Origin of the sequence: Microtetraspora fusca, from assembly GCF_001570365.1 — a bacterium.
GTDB lineage: Bacteria > Actinomycetota > Actinomycetes > Streptosporangiales > Streptosporangiaceae > Microtetraspora > Microtetraspora fusca.
In genome coordinates, this window is record NZ_BBYK01000061.1 from 75,663 (window position 1) to 93,080 (window position 17,418).

The 17,418-nt window shown below is 72.0% G+C and carries 16 protein-coding genes, 1 tRNA gene and 1 pseudogene; 6 read left to right on the forward strand and 12 right to left on the reverse strand.

Annotated features, from left to right (window positions below; all coding sequences use genetic code 11):
- Positions 1-365 precede the first annotated feature (365 nt).
- The gene (locus AWQ68_RS28755) at positions 366-1,292 is read right to left on the reverse strand and encodes a LysR family transcriptional regulator (RefSeq protein ID WP_066945982.1); all 927 of its coding nucleotides are present in this window, start codon (positions 1,290-1,292) and stop codon (positions 366-368) included.
- A gap of 91 nt (positions 1,293-1,383) precedes the next feature.
- Between AWQ68_RS28755 and AWQ68_RS28760 the strand changes: the two genes are divergently transcribed.
- From AWQ68_RS28760 to AWQ68_RS46460, 3 genes and pseudogenes are all read left to right on the forward strand, one after another.
- Positions 1,384-2,400: a YeiH family protein gene (locus tag AWQ68_RS28760; RefSeq protein WP_066945985.1), complete on the forward strand. Its 1,017-nt coding sequence runs from the start codon at positions 1,384-1,386 to the stop codon at positions 2,398-2,400.
- A gap of 201 nt (positions 2,401-2,601) precedes the next feature.
- Positions 2,602-3,108: pseudogene (locus AWQ68_RS28765) on the forward strand (lytic polysaccharide monooxygenase auxiliary activity family 9 protein); the annotation flags it as partial.
- A 36-nt stretch (positions 3,109-3,144) separates the two neighbouring features.
- Positions 3,145-3,345, forward strand: coding sequence for a carbohydrate-binding protein (locus AWQ68_RS46460; protein ID WP_505782075.1), 201 nt, complete (start codon positions 3,145-3,147; stop codon positions 3,343-3,345).
- 142 nt (positions 3,346-3,487) lie between these two features.
- Here AWQ68_RS46460 and AWQ68_RS28770 read toward each other — a convergent pair.
- The 5 genes from AWQ68_RS28770 to AWQ68_RS28790 form a co-directional block, all read right to left on the reverse strand.
- Positions 3,488-3,561 (reverse strand) — tRNA-Lys (locus AWQ68_RS28770).
- A 117-nt stretch (positions 3,562-3,678) separates the two neighbouring features.
- Positions 3,679-4,281: a hypothetical protein gene (locus AWQ68_RS28775; RefSeq protein WP_066945990.1), complete on the reverse strand. Its 603-nt coding sequence runs from the start codon at positions 4,279-4,281 to the stop codon at positions 3,679-3,681.
- A 1,407-nt stretch (positions 4,282-5,688) separates the two neighbouring features.
- A complete protein-coding gene (locus AWQ68_RS28780; RefSeq protein WP_066945992.1) occupies positions 5,689-6,813 on the reverse strand; it encodes a HAMP domain-containing sensor histidine kinase in 1,125 nt (374 codons plus the stop codon).
- Complete coding sequence (locus AWQ68_RS28785) at positions 6,810-7,490, reverse strand: response regulator transcription factor (RefSeq protein ID WP_066945995.1); 681 nt, start codon at positions 7,488-7,490, stop codon at positions 6,810-6,812. Before AWQ68_RS28785 ends, AWQ68_RS28780 begins: the two co-directional genes overlap by 4 nt.
- 39 nt (positions 7,491-7,529) lie before the next feature.
- Entirely contained in the window at positions 7,530-7,805 is a 276-nt protein-coding gene (locus tag AWQ68_RS28790; protein ID WP_066945998.1) for a hypothetical protein, read from the reverse strand.
- Between the two features lie 213 nt (positions 7,806-8,018).
- Here AWQ68_RS28790 and AWQ68_RS28795 point away from each other — a divergent pair, with 213 nt between their 5' ends.
- The 3 genes from AWQ68_RS28795 to AWQ68_RS28805 all read left to right on the forward strand — a co-directional run bounded on the left by AWQ68_RS28795 (position 8,019) and on the right by AWQ68_RS28805 (position 10,115).
- Positions 8,019-8,393: a phage holin family protein gene (locus AWQ68_RS28795; RefSeq protein WP_066946001.1), complete on the forward strand. Its 375-nt coding sequence runs from the start codon at positions 8,019-8,021 to the stop codon at positions 8,391-8,393.
- Between the two features lie 181 nt (positions 8,394-8,574).
- Positions 8,575-9,579, forward strand: a complete 1,005-nt coding sequence (locus tag AWQ68_RS28800; protein ID WP_157545851.1) for an amidohydrolase family protein — start codon at positions 8,575-8,577, stop codon at positions 9,577-9,579.
- The gene (locus tag AWQ68_RS28805; RefSeq protein ID WP_066946003.1) at positions 9,576-10,115 is read left to right on the forward strand and encodes a cysteine dioxygenase; all 540 of its coding nucleotides are present in this window, start codon (positions 9,576-9,578) and stop codon (positions 10,113-10,115) included. The genes AWQ68_RS28800 and AWQ68_RS28805 overlap by 4 nt, the downstream gene beginning before the upstream one ends.
- Here the strand turns inward: AWQ68_RS28805 and AWQ68_RS28810 are convergent.
- Genes AWQ68_RS28810 through AWQ68_RS28835 form a run of 6 tightly spaced genes read right to left on the reverse strand, consistent with a single transcriptional unit; the run spans position 10,079 to position 17,298 of the window.
- Positions 10,079-11,293: an MFS transporter gene (locus AWQ68_RS28810; RefSeq protein ID WP_066946136.1), complete on the reverse strand. Its 1,215-nt coding sequence runs from the start codon at positions 11,291-11,293 to the stop codon at positions 10,079-10,081. The two genes, AWQ68_RS28805 and AWQ68_RS28810, sit on opposite strands and share 37 nt — an antisense overlap.
- Before the next feature lie 10 nt (positions 11,294-11,303).
- Positions 11,304-12,764: a benzaldehyde dehydrogenase gene (locus tag AWQ68_RS28815; RefSeq protein WP_066946005.1), complete on the reverse strand. Its 1,461-nt coding sequence runs from the start codon at positions 12,762-12,764 to the stop codon at positions 11,304-11,306.
- A 10-nt stretch (positions 12,765-12,774) separates the two neighbouring features.
- On the reverse strand, positions 12,775-14,385 hold the full coding sequence (locus AWQ68_RS28820; protein ID WP_066946008.1) for a thiamine pyrophosphate-dependent enzyme: 1,611 nt from the start codon (positions 14,383-14,385) through the stop codon (positions 12,775-12,777).
- A gap of 26 nt (positions 14,386-14,411) precedes the next feature.
- A complete protein-coding gene (locus tag AWQ68_RS28825; protein ID WP_066946011.1) occupies positions 14,412-15,548 on the reverse strand; it encodes an aminotransferase class V-fold PLP-dependent enzyme in 1,137 nt (378 codons plus the stop codon).
- Positions 15,545-16,000: a RidA family protein gene (locus AWQ68_RS28830; protein WP_084464504.1), complete on the reverse strand. Its 456-nt coding sequence runs from the start codon at positions 15,998-16,000 to the stop codon at positions 15,545-15,547. Before AWQ68_RS28830 ends, AWQ68_RS28825 begins: the two co-directional genes overlap by 4 nt.
- Positions 15,997-17,298: an aspartate aminotransferase family protein gene (locus tag AWQ68_RS28835; RefSeq protein ID WP_066946014.1), complete on the reverse strand. Its 1,302-nt coding sequence runs from the start codon at positions 17,296-17,298 to the stop codon at positions 15,997-15,999. Before AWQ68_RS28835 ends, AWQ68_RS28830 begins: the two co-directional genes overlap by 4 nt.
- Between the last annotated feature and the right edge of the window lie 120 nt (positions 17,299-17,418).

The window sequence follows — 17,418 nt, forward strand, 5'->3', positions numbered from 1 at the left end:
TCGAACCCACACGCGCCCGTACGGCCCGGCCGGGACGGCGCCGATCAGACGTCGATCCGTCCCGGATCCGGATGCCGGCCGGTCCTGAGCCGGTGCGGCATGGACGCCCCGATCCGGAACCAGGTCCACGCCCGGAACAGGTCTACGCGGACCGGGCACCGTACCGGCGCCGATGAGACGACCGCCGGGCGCTGGATCCAGCCCAGACGTCCAGACGGCCGGCGGGCGACGGACGTCGCGCGGGAAGCCGCGTGTGGACAACACGCCTGATCTCGCATACCCCGGCGACGGCCGGTCGAACCGCGACGGCCGTCCCGCCCAGACCGGAGCAAACGGAGACCGGAATCACGCCCGCCGATGGCGCGTCAGGATCCGGGTGGACGACGAGCGGCGGCGCCGCGCGTGGCAAGGGTGAGCAGCGACCGCGCCGGACCGTCCAGCCGCCGCCCCTCGATCCAGACGGCCCGCAGCTTCCGCTGGAGGTCGACGCCTTCGGGGGCGACGGCCACCAGCCTGCCCTCGGCCAGTTCGTCGCCGACGGCGAGCTCGCTGAGCACGGCCGGGCCCGCGCCGGAGGCGAGCGCCACCTTCACCGCGGAGTTCGACCCGAGTTCCAGGAGCGGCTCGGCGAGCGGTCCGTAACGCGCCATCACCGTCTCGAACGTGATCCGCGTGCCCGATCCGGACTCTCGGACGATCAGAGGTGTGGCCGCCAGCTCGCGGGGGCGCAGCGGCGTACGGCGGCGGGCCCACGGGTGCCGGGGCGAGACCACGACCACCAGGCGGTCCCGGCCCACCAGCCGGGAGGCGAGGCCGACCGGCAGCGAGGGTCCCTCGACGAAACCGACCTCGACGTCGCCGGCGAGCACGAGCTCGGCGACCCGGGCCGAGTTCGCGACCTGCAGGCCCACGGTGACGTCGGGCTCGGTGGAGCGCAGGGCGATGAGCCAGCCCGGCACGAGATATTCGGCGACGGTCATGCTCGCCGCCACCGGGAGCGCGGCGCCGCGCTCGCGCCGCATCGCGGTGACCCCGGTCACCAAGGCGTCGGCCGCGCCCAGCACCTCGCGCGCCCAGTCGACCACCATCTGGCCCTCGGCGGTCAGCCGCGAGCCGATGGGCAGCCGCTGGAGCACCGGCACGCCGAGCCGCCGTTCCAGGGTCCGCAGGCGGCTGCTCGCCGACGGCTGGGAGATGCCGAGCTGGCGGGCGGCGCGGCCGACCCCTCCGAGCTCGCTCACCGTGACCAGCAGGGCGAGCGCCTCAAGATCGGGCCAGTTGTTCAGCCTCATAGAAGCATCCTATGGACCCGTCGCCATCTCGCGGCTAGCGAGCGGCCACCTGCAGCGGAAGCGTGGTGAGCACAACGAGAGTGGAGGAAAGTTGCTCACCGATAAACCGGCGGCGCCTCGGGCGCTCGGCTCGCGGCTTGTCCCGCTACTGCCGGGGCTCGCGCTCACCCTCGCCGCAGTCGTCCTCGCCGTACTGATCAACCGGCTCGTCCCCGCGATCGGGTCCCTCACCGGCGCCATCCTGCTCGGAGTGGTCGCGGCCAACACCGGCCTGATCCGCCCGAGCGCCCGCGCCGGCACGGGGTTCGTCACCAAGCGGGTCCTGCGCGCCGGGGTTGTCCTGCTCGGCCTCCAACTGGCGGTCTCGGACGTACTCGGGCTGGGCGGGCCGATGCTCGGCGCGGTCGTCGTCATCACCCTCGCGACGTTCCTCGGCACCCGCTGGCTGGGCCGCCGGATGGGCGTGCCGCCCGGCCAGTCGCTGCTCATCGCCACGGGCACGGCCGTCTGCGGCGCGTCGGCGATCGCCGCGATGAACAGCGTGTCCGACAGCGACGAGGAGGACGTGGCGACCGGCATCGGCCTGGTGACGATCTGCGGCACGCTCTCGATCTTCCTGCTGCCCCTCCTCCGGGGCCCGCTCGGCCTCGATCCGCATGCGTTCGGAGCCTGGGCCGGGGCGAGCGTCCACGAGGTCTCCCAGGTCGTCGCGGCGGCCGCGAGCGTACCGGGCGCCATGGGCGCCGCCGTGATCGTCAAGCTGACCAGGGTCGCGCTGCTGGCCCCCCTCCTGGCGGGTGTGGGAATCGCACGCCGCCGGGCGGGCACCGCCGTCGAGGGTGGCGCGCGCCCGCCGATCGTGCCGCTGTTCGTGGTCGGCTTCCTCGCCATGGTCGCCGTACGGAGCACCGGCCTGCTGCCCCCGGCGGCCCTTGACGCGATCAAGACACTCGACACCTGGCTGCTCGCGGCGGCGATGTTCGGCCTGGGCACCGGCGTCCACCTGGCCTCGCTGCGGCGCACCGGACTGCGCGCGCTCGCACTCGGGTTCGCCTCATGGCTGCTCATCGGTGTGCTCGCGTACGCCGGAGTGCTGATCGCCCTCTGAACGGGACGTCACGGACGCCGGTGGCCGACATCCGTCGGCCACCGGCGTCGGAGTGTGGGAGAGCTCCGTTCGGCTCACTTCGGGATCAAGAAAGGCGTTCCGCCCCTCGACAAGGATCTCGAAATGAGGTAACGAAGCCGTTTACTGTTAGGAAACTTTCCTTTATGTTTAGGGTAACCCCCCAGCATGAAGGAGTGTGACATGCGCAAAGCGGTCATCTTCCTCTCGTCGGCGATCGTCGCTGCCGGGAGCACGCTGTTCCTCGCCTCCCCCGCACTGGCCCACGGCTACGTGTCGTCGCCGGCCAGCAGGCAGGCCATGTGCGCCGAAGGTCGCGTCGCGAACTGCGGCGAGATCATCTACGAGCCGCAGAGTGTGGAGGGCCCCAAGGGCCTGCGGTCGTGCAGCGGCGGAAACGCCCGCTTCGCCCAGCTCGACGACGAGAGCAAGGCATGGCCGACCACCCGCGTGGGGAACAGCGTTCAGTTCAACTGGGTGCTGACCGCCCGCCACGCCACGAGCACGTGGGAGTACTACATCGGCGGCACCCGCATCGCGGTGTTCGACGACGGGGGCCGCCAGCCGGGCGCCACGGTCACCCACAACGTGAACCTCGGCGGCCGTACCGGCAGGCAGAAGGTCCTCGCCATCTGGAACATCGCCGACACCCCGAACGCCTTCTACTCCTGCATCGACCTGCAGGTGGGCGACGGGCCCGACCCCAGCCCCAGCCCCAGCCCCACGGTGAGCCAGAGCCCCAGCCCCAGCCCGAGCCCGTCGACGAGCCCGTCCATCCCGGCGGGCACCTGGGCGGCCGGCACCGCGTACAAGGCGGGTGACCAGGTCACCTACGGCGGCGCGAGCTACCGCTGCCTCCAGGCGCACACCGCTCTCACCGGGTGGGAGCCGCCGAACACCCCGGCGCTCTGGCAGCGACTGGGCTGACCCCTCGCCGGTCCCCGCGTCCCGACGCGACACGGGGACCGGTCTCCCCCGAAGCCGGCCACACCGGACGCCCGGCCGGACATGTCGGCCGACAGACGAAGAAAGCCCAGGTCGGCTCTGCCGACCTGGGCTTTCTTTGCTGTGCGCCGCCAGGGACTCGAACCCCGGACCCGCTGATTAAGAGTCAGCTGCTCTAACCAACTGAGCTAGCGGCGCCTGCGAACGCTCGTAACCTTAGCAGTCTCCGCGGCGTCACGCACATTCGTTGCCGTCTCCCCGGGCCGCGGCCCGGGGAGCGCCAAGTTTCAGGAGATCACCGGCGAACCGACCGGCTCAGCCCCTCCACGCGCCGGAGGAGAAGGGCTGGGGAGCGCCCTTGGTGCCGGGACCGCTGCCCCACTTGGTGACGACGTAGTCGATCTTGATGTGGCCCTCGCCGCCGTTGTTCTCGACGGTCAGCGTGTTGGTGTTCCACGTGCCACCGGTCAGCTCGGCGAAGGTCTTGCCGTCGATGTCGATCATGACGCCGCTCTCGGACGGGACGCCGGGGCCGCGGTCGCCGATGAAGAACTTGGCCTTCTTGCCCTTGTACATGACGTAGCCCTCGGTGCCGAGCGGCCAGCTCGGGCTGGAGAACAGGCCCTTCTGCATCGGCTTGCCGATGGCCGGCATGCCCGTGTCACCCTGGCGGCCGGAGGCGTCGTCCCAGAAGTACGAGCCCTTGGTGCTACCGCTGAAGAGCGTCTGCTCCATCTCCGGAGCCTGCGCGGCCTGAGCGGTGTGGGAGGTGTGTGCGGCCTTCACCGGCGCAACCGACGCGGGGGCGGCGTGGGCCGCAGTGGCGCCGAGCGCGCTGACACCGACGAAGGCGGCGCCGGCGACGGCGGTCAGAGCGGTCAGCTTCCGGTTCTTGCGCAGGCCAAACAGCGTGTTCATGAAGGATTGAGATCTTTCGTGAGACGACGGGGACGGCCGCGTGCGTCGTGTATCAGGCCTGCGAGGTCAAGGGCGGGCCAGGCACGGGGCGCGGAGCGGGTCGAGTGATGTCGATCGCCACTGAGATGCACATTCGTGCGCTGCACGCGTCCATCGGTAGAGGGCCGATGATCGCGTTGAACGGACGGGCCGTAAGGACCCGGATCCGGAGGTCAGGCGGGGGTCTCCCGCAAGGTCTCCTCTCCTGAAAAGTCCAGCCACCGGTCGGCAGCAATATGGACACTACACACCAAGACATGACAAAGCAAACGAAATCACGCAAAGAGGGCAAAAGATCTACCGGTTTGCCTAAAAACGATCTAATGCGGGCCGCGCCCGTATGCCGGAAGCCGCGCGTATGAGGGGATTTCCGCGGGGACGCATCGCAAAGGCCGCTTCGTTAAGGTAAAGCGCCGATCAGCGCGTTCCGCGCCGCCAGGCAAAACGGCGGCATAGCGTACCCCAGTCCCGCGCCCCGCCGCGCCGGCGCAGGCGATCACGAGAGCGGAGGGCATCGGAACGCGGTCCCCTGAAGAGCGATCAAGCCGGTGACGAGGGACATCGTCGAGGACGGCCGGTCGGCGAGAGGCGACCGACAAGGGCGTCGCCGTACGAGATCGCGACTCGAAAGTCGCACGCCGGGCGCCGGCGAATCGGCCGGAGAAAATGAGAAAAGGCCGCGCACCCGCGGACCTCGTGAAAGCAGAAGACCGAAACAGGAAAAGGCCCAACGGCGCGGGCGAAAAGATAACAGAAAAGGGGCAGGAGATACCCCTGTGAAAGCCGAGTTTCCAGGGCAGGCATGTCGTGCCGTACGCAATCGGCCCTCGTCGGCACGCTGGTCGAATGGAAGCCGCAGGCCGGGATCCCGCGCGCCGTCAGCCCGCGCGGTCACGGTCGAGCTGCCGCTTGGGACGGTTCGGGAGGAGACCCGATGGCAGACATGCGTCGGGGCCGGACAGTCCCCCAACTGCCCGGCCCCGACTGAAAGCGGTCCGCCCGGGATACCCTCCCCAAAGGCACCGGCGGTTCCCGCTATCCGGACGCGGTTCCCCCTCCGCGTCCTTATCGGCAAAGCCTTATCTGTGGAGCCATGGCCCCCTTGACCTGCTTCTACAGTACCGACGGCCACACCACGAACGGGTCATGTCCCGGTGGGGTTTCCACCTCGGTCGCGCGGCCTTCGACAAGGCCACGCAAGACCGACCGCCTTCCCTTGGAAACGGCGATCGGGCGCTCATACGGCGCCGGAGACGCGGCACCAGGCGCCGTGCGCACGTCCCGCCGCGGCCCGGCACGGGGCGGGACGCCGCGCCCCGCCATGCGAGGACGCCCCAAGGACGCCTGCCTCGTGCTCGGGGAGATGCGTCAGCGGTTCCCGCTGACTCGGCCCGGATCGGCCAGGTGGAGGTCGGGCTCGTACAGGGGGACGCCGGCCTTGTGCAAGGGCAGGTCGAGCCGGACGAGCGTGCCGCCGCCGGGGGCGGCGCTCGCCGCCACGCTCCCTCCGTGGCTGTCCACGACCTGGCGCACGATGGCGAGCCCCAGCCCCGACCCGGGCCTGGACCGCGCGTCCGGTGCCCGGTAGAACCGGTCGAAGACATGCGGCAGATCCTCGGGGGCGATCCCCGACCCGTGGTCGCGCACGGTCACCACGCCGCCGGCCTGGCGCACCTCGACGGCGCCACCCGGCGGGCTGTACTTGCCCGCGTTGTCGAGCAGGTTGGCCACCGCCCGGGACAGGCGATCGGACACGCCCCGCACCACCGCCGGCTGCACCGAGACCCGGTACGACGTGGACGGCCAGTGCGCGGAGGCCCGTGACACCTCCCGGGCGATCACCTCGTCGATACGCACGTCCTCGACCAGCGCGGCCGGCTCCTCGTCCCTGGCCAGCTCGACCACGTCGGAGATCAGCACGGTCAGCTCCTCGAGACCGACGGTCACCGATCTGCTGATCTCGTCGCGGTCCTCCGGCGCGAGCCCGCCTCTGATCAGCAGTTCGACGTTCGTCCGGAGCGCGGTCAAGGGGGTGCGCAGCTCGTGCGACGCGTCCGCGACCAGGCGTTTCTGCGCCCGGGCGGAACGCTCCAGGGCGTCGAGCATCGTGTTGAAGCTGCGCGCCAGGCTGCCCAGCTCGTCGTCCTTGCGGACCTCGATGCGCGTCGTGAGGTCGCGCGTGGTGGCGACCCGCTCGGCGACGTCCTTCAGGGTGCCGACCGGCCGCAGGCCCGTGTACGCGGCGATCCAGCCCAGGCCGCCCGACAGCACGAGCCCGCCGAGAGCGGCGGCGAGGAACGGCCAGCCGAGATCGTCGACGTCCCCCAAAGCGGCCAGTGCCCCGGCCGGCGGCCGGTCCGGCCACGCCTCGTAGCTCCCGAGCGCGCTCTCGACCTTCCGGCAGGTGATCAGATACGCGGCGACGACGGCGACGATCACACTGATCGCCGCAGCCAGCGCAGAGGCGAGGGCGAGCCGCCAGCGGATCTTCACGACTGCTCCCTGAGCGTGTACCCGAGGCCGTGCACGGTCTGGATCAGCCTCGGCTCCCCGGCCGCCTCGGTCTTCCGGCGCAGATAGCGGATGTAGACCTCCAGGGAGTTGGAACCCGGAGTGAACTCGTATCCCCAGATGCGTTCAAGGATGATCTCGCGGGTGAGCACCTGGCCTCCGTTGGACATGAGCAGGTCGAGCAGCGCGAACTCGGTCCTCGTCAGGTCGATGACGCGCGCGCCCCGCCGGACCTGCCTGCTCTCCGGCAGCAGCACCAGGTCCGCGTACCGCGTGACCGGCCCGGCCGGGGCCGTACGGCGGAGCAGGGCGCGCACCCGCGCGAACAGCTCCTCCAGCGCGAACGGCTTGATCAGGTAGTCGTCGGCCCCCGCGTCCAGGCCGACGACCCGGTCGCCGACGCCGCCGAGGGCGGTCAGCATGAGCACGGGGGTGCGATCGCCGCCCTGGCGGAGCCTCCGGCAGACCTCCAGGCCGTCCATGTTCGGCATCATCACGTCGAGGACGACCAGGTCAGGGCGGGTCGCGATGATCGAGGCGAGCGCGGTCACGCCGTCGGCCGCCCCGGCGACCTGGTATCCCTCCAGCCGCAGCGCGCGGGAGACCGCGTTGCGCACCTCTGGTTCGTCGTCCACGACGAGGACACGTGTGTCGGCCACGGCGCCATCATGCACCGATGGCCGACCCCTCGCCCATAGTCACGCGTCAGGGTGCTCGGCGAGGTACGCGATGTAGACCGGGCGCAACGCCTCTCCGAGACGCCCCTCGCCCGCCGCCATGGCATCGCTGAGCAGCGCGGACACTCTGCTGAGGTCGTTGGCCGTCTCCTCGCGGTCTCCGCTGGCCGCCTCCGCCGCCGGAATCGCCTTCAGCAGGCGCCAGAGGAACCCGAGGTCACCGTGCCGTACGGCATAGCGGACGGCGCGGTCGTGCAGTTCCCTGGCGGACAGCCGCTCAAGGTCTTCCACGTCCATCCTCCCCACCCCCATCGAGGTGATTTCCCCAGGTTTGAGGCAATTAATGCTAGATGTCCGGCGAGAAACGGACATTCTCCGCGCGAGCGCGACGCAGCGACCTTCTTGAGCGCGGGATGGACGCCTCCTCGGCCCCCGACGGCGAAGCCCGGCCGCCTTTTGCCGAAATCCCGGCATGCCCACAGCGCGCCCTGGCGTGGAAGACTCCTTTACGTGAAGGTCATCATCAAGATTCTGATCGTCGCGGCGGCGCTGTGGGCGTCCACCAAGCTGGTGGACGGCATCGTGCTCACCGCAGACACCACCTCCAAACAGATCGGCACTCTGCTCGCGGTGGCGCTGATCTTCGGCCTGGTGAACGCGGTCATCAAGCCGGTCATCAAGTTCGTGGGCTGCGCGTTCTACGTGCTCACGTTCGGCCTCTTCGCACTGGTGGTCAACGCCGGCCTGCTCCTGCTCACCAGCTGGGCGTCCGAGCAGCTCAAGCTGCCGTTCCACGTCGAGGGATTCATGGCCGCCTTCTGGGGCGCGCTCCTCATCGGCGTGATCAGCTGGGTCCTGGAGCTGATCCTCCGCGTCAACGACTGACGGCCCGACTCACCTCCTCCCCGTTCCCGCCCCTCACGTACCACCGGCCCGCGCCGCCCCGACCGCTCCTCGGTCGCCGGGCGGCGCGGCCGTCTCACCTCGACACACTCACGGCACCCGCCCTTCCAGTGGCTAATAACCCTTATTATGAGTAGGGAATAGCGAGAAGAGGAGGGTGAGGATGAGCATCGACGTCCACCAGCACCTTTGGACGCCGCCGTTCGTCGACGCCCTGCGCCGCCGTACCGCGCCGCCCCGCCTCGACGGCTGGACCCTCCTCCTGGACGGCGAGCCGCCGTACGAGGTGAACCCCGAGGACCACGACCCGGCCGTCCGGGCTCGACGGGCCGCGGGGCTGGACCTCGCCCTGGTCTCCCTGTCCAGCCCGCTCGGGATCGAGATCCTGCCGCCGGACGAGGCGTGGCCGCTGATCGACGCCTACCACGCGGGAGCGAGAGCGCTGCCCGCCCCGTTCCGCGCCTGGGCCGCCGCCCCGGTGACCGACCCCGATCCGGTACGGCTGTCGCGCACCCTGGACGAGGGTTTCGTCGGGCTCCAGCTCCCGGCCACCGCGCTGCTGGACGCGGCGGGCTTCGCGGCCGCGGCCCCGCTGCTCGACGTGCTCGCCGAGCGCGACCTCCCGCTGTTCGTCCATCCGGGGCCGGCCGCCGTCCCGCACGGGAGCCCGCCCTGGTGGGCCCCGGTCGTGCCGTACGTGCAGCAGATGCACGCGGCCTGGTACGCGTTCCGAGCCGTGGGGCGACCCCGGCATCCCACCCTGCGGATCTGCTTCGCCCTGCTCGCGGGGCTGGCGCCGCTCCACTCGGAACGTGCCATGAGCCGGGGGGCGCCCGGCCGCGGCCGGGTGGATCCGGACGTCTTCGTCGAGACCTCCTCCTACGGCCCGCGCGCCGTCGACGCGGTGATCCGGGAGCTGGGCATCGACGTCGTCGTCACCGGATCGGACCAGCCGTACGCGGAGGCCGCGTGGCCGGACCTCGGCGCCGCGGCCCGCCACGCCGTCGGCACGGCGAACGCGCTCCGCCTGCTGGGCGGCCCACGGGACGCGGCGGCGCGGCCCGCGTCGCGCCCGGAGCCGCTGCCGCGCGCCCATCAGCGCCCCGAACAGCACACCCGACCGCCGATGCCCCCGACGGCGCCGACAGGAAAGGAACCGCAGCCATGAGCACGCCCACAGCCCAGGTCGCCGGGAGCGACACGCCCTACGAGCGGCTGCCGGCCCGCGCGCTGGACCGCCGGGAGCTGGCGGCGCTCGTCAACGACCTCGCCGCCCGGCCCGAGCTGTGGAAGGAGCACCTCAACTTCGAGGGGAGCGAGGACGGCGGCCGCCACTACGCCTCGCTCCATCGGGACGCGTACGTGGACGTGTGGCTGCTGTGCTGGCGGCCCGAGGACGACACCGGGTGGCACGACCACGACGTCTCCTCCGGCGCGGTCCGGGTGGTGAACGGCACCCTCACGGAGAGCAACCCCAGGATCGGCGGCCGGCACCTGGAGACGACCGTCGCGGCGGGCGACTCGTTCTCCTTCGGGCCGGACCACATCCACCGGCTGACCGGCGTCGAGCATGGCAGCGTGTCGATCCACGCCTACTCGCCGCCCCTGTGGCGCCTGGGGCAGTACTCCATCGGCGACGACGGGATGATGCGCCGGCTGTCGGTCAGCTACGCCGACGAGCTGCGTCCGCTCGATCCGGCCTGAACCCGGCGGCCCTCGGGCCGCCCGGCCAGGCAGCCGAACAGGAGCTGGACGGCGCACGCGCCAAGGCCCGCGAGCAGCGGCAGCGACCAGGTCCCGGACAGCTCGTGCAGCAGGCCGAACAGGATCGGGCCGACCGCGGCCAGGACGTACCCGCTGGACTGGGCGACGGCGGAGAGCGCGGTCACCGAGGCCGGATCCGGCGCGCGCAGCGCGATGATGAGCAGGGCCAGCGCGATGGCGGCGCCCTGTCCGAGACCGAGGATGACCATCCACACCCAGGGGACGGTCGCGGGGGCCACCAGCACCCCGACGTACCCGGCGGCGGTGAGCAGCACCGCGACCACGATGTGCGGCACCTGCGACCGCGCGTTGCCCGCGTGCGCGGGCACGGTCAGCGTCGCCGCGATCTGGGCCAGGTTCGTCAGGCCGAGCAGGTAACCGGCCTGGTCCGCGGGGAGGCCCGCGTCCTGGAAGATCGTGGGCAGCCAGGCCAGCATGACGTAGAACGTCAGCGACTGCAGGCCCAAGAACGCCGTCACGTACCACGTCATCCGGCTGCGGAGCAGCCTCAGGTACGGCCGGTGCCCGGCCGGCGCCCTCTTGATCGACGGGCGGCGGAACGCCTGCGGAGCCCAGAACACGGCGGCGACGACCGCGAGCGCCGCCGCCGATCCGGCCGCCGTCCGCCAGCCGTACTCGCGGGCCAGCGGGACCATCGTGGCCGAGGCCCCGGCGGCTCCGGCCACCAGGCACGAGACGTAGACCGCGGTGTAGAGCCCGACCTGGGACGGGAAGTGCAGCTTGACGATCGCCGGCATGGCGACGTTCATGATCGCGATGGCGGCCCCCGCGAGGGCGGCTCCGCCGTACAGGGCGGCGAGGCCGTCCACGCTGCGCAGGACCACTCCGGCGGCAAGGAGGATCAGGCCGGCGAGCAGTGTGCGGTCCAGGCCGACCCGCCCGGCGAGCGCGGGGGCCAGCGGCGCGAGCAGGCCGAGGCAGGCCACCATGATCGTGGTGATGGCGCCGCCCGCGGCCGGGGTGAGCCCGAGATCCCGCATGATGTCCGTGAGCAGCGGTGACACGCCCGCGAGCGCGGGCCGGAGGTTCAGCGCCGCGAGGACGAACCCCACGATCAGCAGCACCCGGCCCGGCTCGCCCGAACGTTCGCTGTTCATGCCGGGCATGTCAGAACGGGTATCCCGCGACATCCCTCTGCATGGTGACCCACTGGGTGTGCGTGAACGCCTCGGTGTTGGCCCTGCCTCCGCCGAAACGCGCCCCCGTGCCGGACGCGCCGAGCCCGCCGAAGGGGGCGACCGCCTCGTCGTCCACGGTCTGGTCGTTGATGTGGACGATGCCGGTCGGGATCAGGTCGGCGAGCGCGAGGCCCTTCATCACGTCCCGGGTGAGGATGCCGAGCGAGAGGCCGTACTCACTGGCGCGGGCGAGCGCGGCGGCCTCCTCCGGCGTCGAGAACGCCACGACCGGCGCGACCGGGCCGAAGACCTCCTGCGCGTACGCGGGAGCCTGCGGCGTGAGGTCGGTGAGCACGGTGGGCCGGTAGAACAGGTGCTCGTACGCGCCTCCGGTCACGAGCCGGGCGCCGCTCTCGACGCTCTCGACGACCAGCCCGTGGACCTTGTCCCGCTGGTGGGTGTCGATCAGCGGACCGAGCGCGACATCCTCGACGGCCGGGTTGCCGACCCGCATGGCGGCGGCCTTGGCGGCGAGCCGTTCCACGTACTCGTCCTTGATCGAGGCGTGGACGAGGTGCCGCCCGGTGGTCATGCAGATCTGCCCCTGGTGGAAGAACGACCCCCAGGCCCCGGCCGAGACGGCCCGGTCCAGGTCGACGTCGTCGAGGACGACCAGGGCGGAGTTGCCGCCCAGCTCCAGATGGACCCGCTTGAGCAGCCGGCCGCACACCTCGCCGATCTTGCGCCCGGCGGCGGTGGAGCCGGTGAACGAGATGACCGGGATGTTGGGGTCGGCGACGAGCGCCTCCCCCGCCTCCGGCCCGCCCGGCAGCATGTGCAGGACGCCGGAGGGCAGGCCGGCCTCCTCGAAGACGCGGGCGATCGCGACGCCGCCGCAGACGGCCGTACGCGGGTCCGGTTTGAAGACGACGGCGTTGCCGAGGGCGAGGGCGGGCGCCACCGACCTGATGCCGAGGATCAGCGGCGCGTTGAAGGGCGCGATGACGCCGACCACGCCGACCGGGACGCGCCGGGCGAGGCTGAGGCGCTTCTTGGCGGTCGGGAGGATCTCTCCGGGCGACTGCGACGCCAGGGCGGCCGCCTCGTAGCACTCCCCGGCGGCCACGTGGGTCTCGAAGCCCGCCTTGCCGGCGATCGCCCCGGACTCGCGGATGAGCCAGCCCTGGATCTCCTCGGCGTGCTCCTCGAACAGTTGTCCGGCCCGGCGCAGGACCGCGGCGCGCTCCTCGAAGCTCGCCGCGGCCCAGTCGCGCTGGGCCTTGCTCGCCGACACGGCGGCCGCCGCGACGTCCTCGGGACCGGCGACGCCCACCCGGGCCATCTCGCTCCCGGTGGCCGGTTCGATGACCGGCGCGTTCCCCGCGCGCGAGGCGGTCCAGCCGTCGCTGAATACCGATCCCGCCCAGACCTTCGAGTCCATCAATGCCATGAAAAGCCTCCTAAGGATGGAATTCGGTATCAGGGATGACCGTTATCTCTAGGAGCAGCGGTTCCGTACGGGAACCGAGGTCGGGGACGATCTCGTCGAGGGCCGCCACCAGGTCGTCGTAGGTGTCCACCCGGGTCGCCGGGCAGCCGAACGAGCGGGCCGTCGCCGACAGGCTGACTTCGGTGAACGCCGGCCAGGGTGCCTTCCCCGCACCGTTCTTCTCCGCCAGCCGGTCCATCACCGCGTACCGGCCGTTCGCCAGCACGACGAAGAGTGCGCCGACGCCGTAGTGCGCGGCGCTCCACAGCGCCTGGATCCCGTAGATCGCCGAGCCGTCCCCCATCACCGCCACGACCGGCCGGTACGGCGCGGCCATGCGCAGCCCCACCGCCGCCGGAAGGGCGAACCCGAGCCCGCCCATGGCCGCCGAGAGGAACCCGAGTGGCCGCCGCGCGGGCATCAGCCGGTGCAGGTCCGGCCGGGACGACGGGGTCTCCTCCACCACGACCGCCTCCGGCGGGAGCCGCAGGGCCAGCTCGTGCATGACGTGGGCCGCCCGGAGCGGCTCCCCCGCCGTCGGCCGGGACGGCGCCGCGACCGCCCGTACGACGCCCTCCGGCGGGTGGGGCCGGGCCGGCAGCAGCGCGGCGAGCCGGGCCGCGACCACGCCGGGGTCGGCCAGGAAGGCCAGCTCGGCGGGGCTGCGGTGGACCTCGGCCGGGTCGTCGCTGACGATCGCGACGCGGGTGCCGGGCTCGACCAGCGGCCCCGGCTCGTACGGGTACTGGCGGAAGACGGGAGCTCCGACCGCGAGGACGGCGTCGTGCCGCCGGAGCGCGGCGCGCAGCCCGGCCCGTCCGGCGGGCAGGATCCCGGCGAACAGCGGGTGGTCCTGAGGGAAGCCCGCCCTGGCTCCGAACGACTCCTGCCACACCGGACAGCCGAGCCGCTCGGCGAGCGCGACCAACCCCTCCCAGGTTCGCGGCGAGTCCGCGCCCGCGCCCGAGACGATGACCGGCGACTCGGCGGCCTCGATCAGGGCGACGAGCGGCGCGAGGTCGGCGTCGTCCACCGCCGTCGGCCGCGCCACGACCTGGGGCGCCGCCACGACCGTGCCGTCCCAGTCGGCCGTCCAGTCGTCCATCGGCACGACGACCAGCGCGGGGCCGCGCCCGGTGACCGCCTCGTGCGCCGCCCGGGCGATCGCGCCCGGCACGTCCTGGGCACGGGCCGGCTGGTCCACCCAGACCGGGTAGTCCCCCGCCAGGCCGTGCAGCCGCCCGGTCAGAAAGGGTTCGAGGGCGAGGTGCCTGCGGTCCTGCTGGCCCACCACGACCACGACCGGCGCGCGGTTCACCCGGGCGGTCGCGATCGCACCGACCGCGTTGCCCAGCCCGGCGGTGGTGTGCAGCAGCGCGAGCGCCGGACGCTCCCGCGCCAGCGCCCAGCCGGTCGCCATGCCGACGACGGACCCCTCGTGCAGGGCGAGCACGAACTCCAGGTCCTCCGGCAACCCGGCCAGCAGCGGGACCTCGGTGGACCCGGGGTTACTGAAGATCGTCGTCATGCCTGTACGGCGGAGCACGTCGAAGGTCGCGTCCCGCACGGTGCCTGTTGTCATGACATTTCACCTCTTGCCCGGTGGGTCTACCCATACACCGGCCGATCGCCCGACACAGGAACTATCCCGGCCTCCTCGATCAAGAAGCAAGAGATCGCGTCGACCTCATCGGCGGTGTTGTAGTAGTGGAAGCCGAAGCGGATCCGGTCGGCCCCCGCGGTGGCCCGTACGCCCCGGCTCCGGAGCCGCTCCAACAGCGCCCGCGGATCGACCCCCGCGGGGGGACGCAGCACGGCGATGTGCGAGGGCCCGTCGGCGGCGAAGGGCCGGTAACCGGCCGTGCCCACCCGCTCGCGCAGTCGCGCCGCGAGCCCCGTGGCGTGCCGATCGACCGTCGCGGGGTCGAGCCGGGCCAGCACGTCGAGGGCGGCCAGGGTGCCCATCCAGGTCAGCCAGGCCGGCGAGGTGTCCAGCCGGCTCGCGTCGGCGGCGGGCACGAGGTCGCCGCCGAAATACCCCAGCGGCGCGCCGGTGGTGCGCCAGCTCTCCACCAGCGGCCGGACCAGGTCGAGGCGATCGGGCCGGACCGCGAGGAACGCCGAGCCGCGCGGCGCGAGCATCCACTTGTAGGCGTGCGCGACGAGGAAGTCCGGCCGGCTTCGGGCCGGTTCCAGGTCGAGGACGCCGAGACTCTGGGTGGCGTTGACCAGCAGCAGGGCGCCGACCTCGTCGCAACGGTCACGCAGGGCCGGCAACGGCAGCCGCAGCCCCTCGTGGCTGGTCACATGGCTGACCGAGACGGCGGTCGTGCCCGGAGTGATCGCGGCGAGCAGATCGTCCACCCGCAGGCCGTCGGACCCGTGCGCCACCTCGACCACGTCGTGGAACGGGGCCCAGGGATAACGGGTGCTGCGGAAGTCCTCGGCGGACACCACCACCCGGCCCCGCGGCAGCGAGGCCGCCACCGTGGCGACGGCCTCCGACGCGGATCCCAGGGTGGCCACGCCGCCGGGGTCGATCCCCAGCCAGTCGGCGAACCGCTCGCGGGCCAGCCCGGCCGCCGCGTCCCAGGCGGTCCAGTCGAACGAGCCGTCCAGCCAGGAGTCCAGCGCCGCCGACAGGCTGCGTACCACCGGGAGGCAGCCGAGCGCGGCGCCGGGGGTGTCGGCCCAGATGACCTGACGCAGAGCGGGGAAGAGCGCGCGGAAGTCCTCCGGCGTCATCCCGGCACCACCGCCACCGAGGCGATCTCGACCAGCAGGTCCTCGCGGGCCAGCCCGGCCACCACGCACAGGGAGTTGATCGGATAGTCCCCCGCCGGGAACCACTCGGCGAAGACCTCGCCGATGCCGCGGCGCACGCCGGGAAGCGCCTCCCGGCTCGCGACCATCGTGAACAGCGAGGCCAACCCCTCCGCCGGGGTCCCTCCGGCGTCCTCGATGACGGCGGCGATGTTGCGCAGCGCCTGGACCGTCTGCCCGTACGCGTCGGGCGCGACCGTTCCGTCGGGGGCGTTGCCGACCTGCCCGGCGATGTGCAGGACGGCGCCGTCCGCCGAAACGCGCGCCGCGTGGCTGTACGCGCCGAGGGGCGGGGCGACCCTGTCCGTACTGCGCCGCTCGACCAGCACCGGCTTTCCCACGGCTTCCTCCACGACTCGCTCGCTTCCGCTCATGCCGCCGCCCCGGCGGCGACCTTGTCCATGACGTCGGTCAAGATACGCAACGCCTCGTCGGCCTCCTCCTCGGTCACCGTCATCGGCGGCGTGACCCGCAGGACGTTGCCGAGCAGCCCGCCGCGGCCGATGAGCAGGCCGCGGGAACGGCACTCCTCAAGGATGCGCGTCACGAGAGCCGTGTCCGGCCGAGTCGTGCCGGGTGTGACGATCTCGACCCCGATCATCAATCCCATGCCGCGGACCTCGGCGACGCAGGCGTGGTCCGCCGCGATGCGGTCCAGGCCGGCCCGCAGCCGGGCGCCGACGTGGTCGGCGTTCGCCTGGAGGTCGCGGTCCCTGATGACGTCGAGCGTGGCCACGGCGGCCGCGCAGGCCAGAGGATTGCCCCCGGCCGTGGAGATGGAGTTGGCGCCCAGGCAGTCCATGAGGTCGCCCCTGGCGACCACGCCGCCCATCGCCACGCCGTTGGCGATGCCCTTGGCGAAGGCCATCGCGTCCGGCCGCACGCCGAACGCCTGGATGCCGAAGTAGGCCGCGCCCGTCCGTCCGAAGCCGGTCTGGACCTCGTCCGACACGAACAGGATCCCGTACTCGTCGAGCACCGACTTCATCTCGGCGAAGAAGCTCGGCGGCGGCGTGGCGAAACCACCGGCGCCCTGCACGGGCTCGGCGATGAGACAGGCCACGTCGCCGGCCGTGGCGGTCTCGATGATCGTGCGCAGCTCCTCCTTGCACGCGGCGACGTACGCGGCGTCGTCCAGGCCGCGGAACGGGCTGCGCAGCCGGTAGCCGCTGTGCACGTACGTGACGTTCAGCGGGCTCAGCGAGGTGGCCGACCAGCCCCTGATTCCGGTCGCGGCGACGGTGCCGAAGGAACGGCCGTGGTAGCTGCCGCGCAGGGCGAGGACCTGGTTCGAGCGGCGGTACTGCGTGGCGAGCAGCAGGGCGGTCTCGACCGCCTCCGTGCCGGAGTTGACGAAGAAGACCTTCGCGTCCGGGATGCCGCTCGCCGCCGCGATCCGCTCCGCGAGTTCCACCTGCCGCCGCACGAGGTAGAGCGTCGAGGTGTGCAGGATGCGGCCGGCCTGCTCCCGGATCGCCTCCGTGATCTCGGGGATGTCGTGCCCCACCATCGTGGCGAGCAGGCCGCCGAAGAAGTCGAGGTAGCGCCGCCCCTCGCTGTCGAAGACGTGGCGCCCCTCTCCGCGTACGAGCTCGATGGGGTCCTCGTAGTAGAGGTTCATCCAGGACGGCATCACCGCGCGGTGGCGTTCGAGGAGTGGTCGTGTGCCCATCGGGCAGCCTCCTTCTGCGGGAACGGGAGGAAATCGGGAGGAACGGAAGGAAAGGTGCTGTCCGGTGGAGCGTAGGTGGCCGCGTCGCCCGGCATCCTTGCCGTCGGGCGGGATTTCAGA

Excerpts from the sequence above, each read along its gene's own strand:
- AWQ68_RS28790 (WP_066945998.1), bottom strand. The coding sequence starts at position 7,805 with ATGGACGTGGAAGACCTTGAGCGGCTGTCCGCCAGGGAACTGCACGAC.
- AWQ68_RS28755 (WP_066945982.1), bottom strand. The coding sequence starts at position 1,292 with ATGAGGCTGAACAACTGGCCCGATCTTGAGGCGCTCGCCCTGCTGGTC.
- AWQ68_RS28815 (WP_066946005.1), bottom strand. The coding sequence starts at position 12,764 with ATGGCATTGATGGACTCGAAGGTCTGGGCGGGATCGGTATTCAGCGAC.
- AWQ68_RS28810 (WP_066946136.1), bottom strand. The coding sequence starts at position 11,293 with ATGAACAGCGAACGTTCGGGCGAGCCGGGCCGGGTGCTGCTGATCGTG.
- AWQ68_RS28820 (WP_066946008.1), bottom strand. The coding sequence starts at position 14,385 with ATGACAACAGGCACCGTGCGGGACGCGACCTTCGACGTGCTCCGCCGT.
- AWQ68_RS28830 (WP_084464504.1), bottom strand. The coding sequence starts at position 16,000 with ATGAGCGGAAGCGAGCGAGTCGTGGAGGAAGCCGTGGGAAAGCCGGTG.
- AWQ68_RS28825 (WP_066946011.1), bottom strand. The coding sequence starts at position 15,548 with ATGACGCCGGAGGACTTCCGCGCGCTCTTCCCCGCTCTGCGTCAGGTC.
- AWQ68_RS28800 (WP_157545851.1), top strand. The coding sequence starts at position 8,575 with ATGAGCATCGACGTCCACCAGCACCTTTGGACGCCGCCGTTCGTCGAC.
- AWQ68_RS28775 (WP_066945990.1), bottom strand. The coding sequence starts at position 4,281 with ATGAACACGCTGTTTGGCCTGCGCAAGAACCGGAAGCTGACCGCTCTG.
- AWQ68_RS28835 (WP_066946014.1), bottom strand. The coding sequence starts at position 17,298 with ATGGGCACACGACCACTCCTCGAACGCCACCGCGCGGTGATGCCGTCC.
- AWQ68_RS28805 (WP_066946003.1), top strand. The coding sequence starts at position 9,576 with ATGAGCACGCCCACAGCCCAGGTCGCCGGGAGCGACACGCCCTACGAG.